The organism is Desulfonatronospira sp. (assembly GCA_003563255.1).
Lineage (GTDB): Bacteria > Desulfobacterota > Desulfovibrionia > Desulfovibrionales > Desulfonatronovibrionaceae > Desulfonatronospira.
The window spans coordinates 1-2,844 of record PWSL01000455.1 but is presented as its reverse complement, the minus strand read 5'-3'; the positions used below and the strand labels follow the sequence as shown (position 1 = coordinate 2,844).

Genomic DNA, 2,844 nt, shown 5'->3' with positions numbered 1-2,844 from the left:
GTAGCTGTTCTTCCGTGATGCCCTTGTTGATGACCTGGCGCAGGCGGCTGGTTCCGGCTTCCGGGGCCAGGGTGGCCTGGGTTCTGCGTATGCGCGACATGAGCTGCATAAGCCTTTCATTAACTGAACCTACCCGCAGGGAAGGCAGGGCCATGGCCACCTGTTCCTGCTGGCAGCGGGCAAAGCTCCTGGTGAAAAGTTCCTCCAGGGCGGAAAAGTCACCGCTGCTTAGAGATAGAAATGAAAGCTCTTCCAGGCCTGTAGCCAGAAGCCCCTGCTGGACATCCTCCAGGATGCGGGAGATGCTTCTTTCGCGCACCGGCCGGTATATGCTTCCGGCCTGACAGAAGCGGCACCCCCGGGTGCAGCCCCGGGCGATTTCAATGCTCAATCGGTCGTGGATGACCTTGCCGTAAGGCACAATCTGCCGGGTGGGAAAGGGGACCTGGTTGAGATCAGTTACCAGGCTTTTAGTAACCTGCCTGTAATCCTCTCGAAGCGGGGTCAGGGGCAGCCCGGGACCTTTAAAGAATCCGGGCACGTACACGCCGGGTAGGTTTTTTAGGGTCTGCAGCAGGTCCTGCCTGGACATGCCCTGCTGCCGGGCAATTTTGACCTTCTGCAGTATGTCCAGGATGACTTCTTCGCCGTCGCCCAGGACCATGAGGTCAAAAAATTCAGCCACTGGCTCAGCATTGAAGGTGGCTCCGCCACCGGCAATGACCAGGGGATGAGCCCCGCTTCGCTCGTGAGCCTTGAAAGGCAGTCCGGCCAGGTCCAGCATATACAGGATGTTGGTATAGCAGAGTTCGTGGGTCAGGCTGAAGGCCAGAATATCCAGTTCCCCCAGGGGGGTGTCGGATTCCAGGGTGCAAAGGGGGGTGTTCTGCTCCCGCATGATTCCGGCCGCTTCCAGGGACGGGGAGAAGACCCTTTCGGCGTAGTACTCATCCTGGTCATTGATACGGTGATAAAGTATCTTCTGGCCCAGGTAGGACATGCCCACCTCGTAAACATCGGGGAAGGCCAGGCCCATATGCACAGATGCACTGCGCCTGTTTTTGTGCACGCTGTTGACTTCCTGGCCAAGATAGTGACTGGGTCTGGGTAGAAAAGGGAGAAGTTCTTTCAATCTTATGCTTGGTGTTTGGGGTTTGAGTAATCTAAAATCCGTCTTCCAGTCCGGGGCTGACCAGGGAGGGATAAGTATCCGCTTCCACTGCGGCAGGCGAGGGGGCGTTGAGTACGTTTACGGTGCGGCCGTTTATCTCCAGGCGGTTCTGGGCCAGCCATTGTACGGCCTGGGGGAAGATCCTGTGCTCCAGGGCCAGGATGCGCGAGCCCAGGGACTTTTCATCGTCCCCGGCCAGGGCCGGAACCGCGGCCTGGATAATGATGGGACCGTGATCCATTTTTTCATCCACAAAATGGATGCTGCACCCGGAAAGCTTGACTGCGTATTCTGCAGCCTGCTTCTGGGCATGGACTCCGGGAAAGGCCGGCTGGATGCTGGGATGGATGTTTAATATGTTGCCGGGAAAGGCGTTTATCAAGACCGGGGTGATGATGCGCATGAATCCGGCCAGGATTACGCCCTCAGCTCCGCTGTCTTTGATGGTACGCACTAAGGCGGCGTCGAAGTCTTCCCTGGAAGGGTAGTCTTTGTGCTCAATAACCGTAGTGGACAGGCCGTGCCTTTCGGCCCGCTCCAGACCAGCGACCCCGGGTTTATTGCTTATGACCCGGGTAATGCGGGCATCCAGAACGTTTTGCTCTATGCGGTCGATGATGGCCTGCAGGTTGGACCCTGAACCGGATATGAGGACTGCTATTTTGTATGGCATATTGTATTTCAAGTTTTTATTTTTTATTAGTTTCCATCTTCACGCAGACGCCGCATTACGCGGTCCCAGTCCACTGCAACCCCGGGCAGGGCAAGGCAGCGGGTGGTGTCCTTGAGTTCCATTACTTCCGGCTTGCCGTATGCATTGTCTTGCAGCCTGTAAACCATGACCAGGCCGTCAGTGGGGTGAACTATCCAGTATTCACTGACTCCGCTTTTTTCGTAGAGCTCGCGTTTGCGTATCTGGTCATGCCCGGCAGTGGACGGGGAGACGATTTCGATTATCCATTCCGGTGCTCCGCGGATGTTTTTTTCCCGGATCTTGTCCGGATCGCAGACGATGACCAGGTCGGGCTGGACCACAGTGTCGGTTTCCTCGTCGGCTTCCAGACCGCGGGGCAGAAGTACGTCCACAGGGGCCGGCAGCACCCGGCAGGAGGAGTCTTCTAAGGTCTGGGCAATCTGAAGAAAAACAGCCCCGAGCATTTCCTGGTGCCTGGGAGAAGGAGCCGGAGTCATGTCGTAAACAGTGCCGTAAATGATCTCCAGGCGCTTGTCCGGGGAACAGTGCAGATAGTCCCTGTAAGTAAGAAATTCCTGATCATTTTTGGGTTGCGCCATTCCCATACCTGCCCTCCATGCTGGATTTTATAAGTAAAGGATTACCCCGCCCGGATCTGTATGTCAACGGACTTTGCAGAAACTAAGGATTATCCCCCCTTTTGCCTGCATCTTCCAGCAGGACATTCACCAGCCCGGGAATGGTATAATCTTCAGGGACAATGTCTGCTTCCAGCCCGAAACCATTCAAGGTCCCGGCTGTTACCGGGCCGATGCACACCAGCCTTAGGCCCTGATTCTGATGCCTGGCCACCTCACTGGGCTGAACCAGGGAAAAGAAGTTTTCCACTGTGGAGGAACTGGTAAAGGTGATGTAGCTGATACTGCCTTCCTGCATGGCTTCCAGGATGCCCTGGCCGCTTTCCTGGGCCAGTCCGGTC

4 protein-coding genes are annotated in these 2,844 nt (G+C 56.3%); all 4 read right to left on the bottom strand.

Annotation, left to right across the window (positions count from 1 at the left end):
- The coding region (locus QZP87_RS13395; RefSeq protein WP_291323425.1) for a radical SAM protein at positions 1 to 1,132 on the bottom strand (1,132 nt) is incomplete at its 3' end.
- A 31-nt stretch (positions 1,133 to 1,163) separates the two neighbouring features.
- Positions 1,164 to 1,844, bottom strand: a complete 681-nt coding sequence (gene purN, locus QZP87_RS13390) for a phosphoribosylglycinamide formyltransferase (RefSeq protein ID WP_291323424.1) — start codon at positions 1,842 to 1,844, stop codon at positions 1,164 to 1,166.
- Positions 1,845 to 1,870: 26 nt separating this feature from the next.
- Entirely contained in the window at positions 1,871 to 2,470 is a 600-nt protein-coding gene (locus tag QZP87_RS13385; RefSeq protein WP_291323423.1) for a Uma2 family endonuclease, read from the bottom strand.
- 76 nt (positions 2,471 to 2,546) lie between these two features.
- Positions 2,547 to 2,844 (bottom strand): uroporphyrinogen-III synthase (locus QZP87_RS13380; RefSeq protein ID WP_291323422.1); only part of this gene is annotated, 298 nt, incomplete at its 5' end.

Bases quoted from the DNA above. Each gene is read 5' to 3' on its own strand.
- QZP87_RS13385 (WP_291323423.1), bottom strand. From the start codon at position 2,470: ATGGGAATGGCGCAACCCAAAAATGATCAGGAATTTCTTACTTACAGG.
- purN (WP_291323424.1), bottom strand. From the start codon at position 1,844: ATGCCATACAAAATAGCAGTCCTCATATCCGGTTCAGGGTCCAACCTG.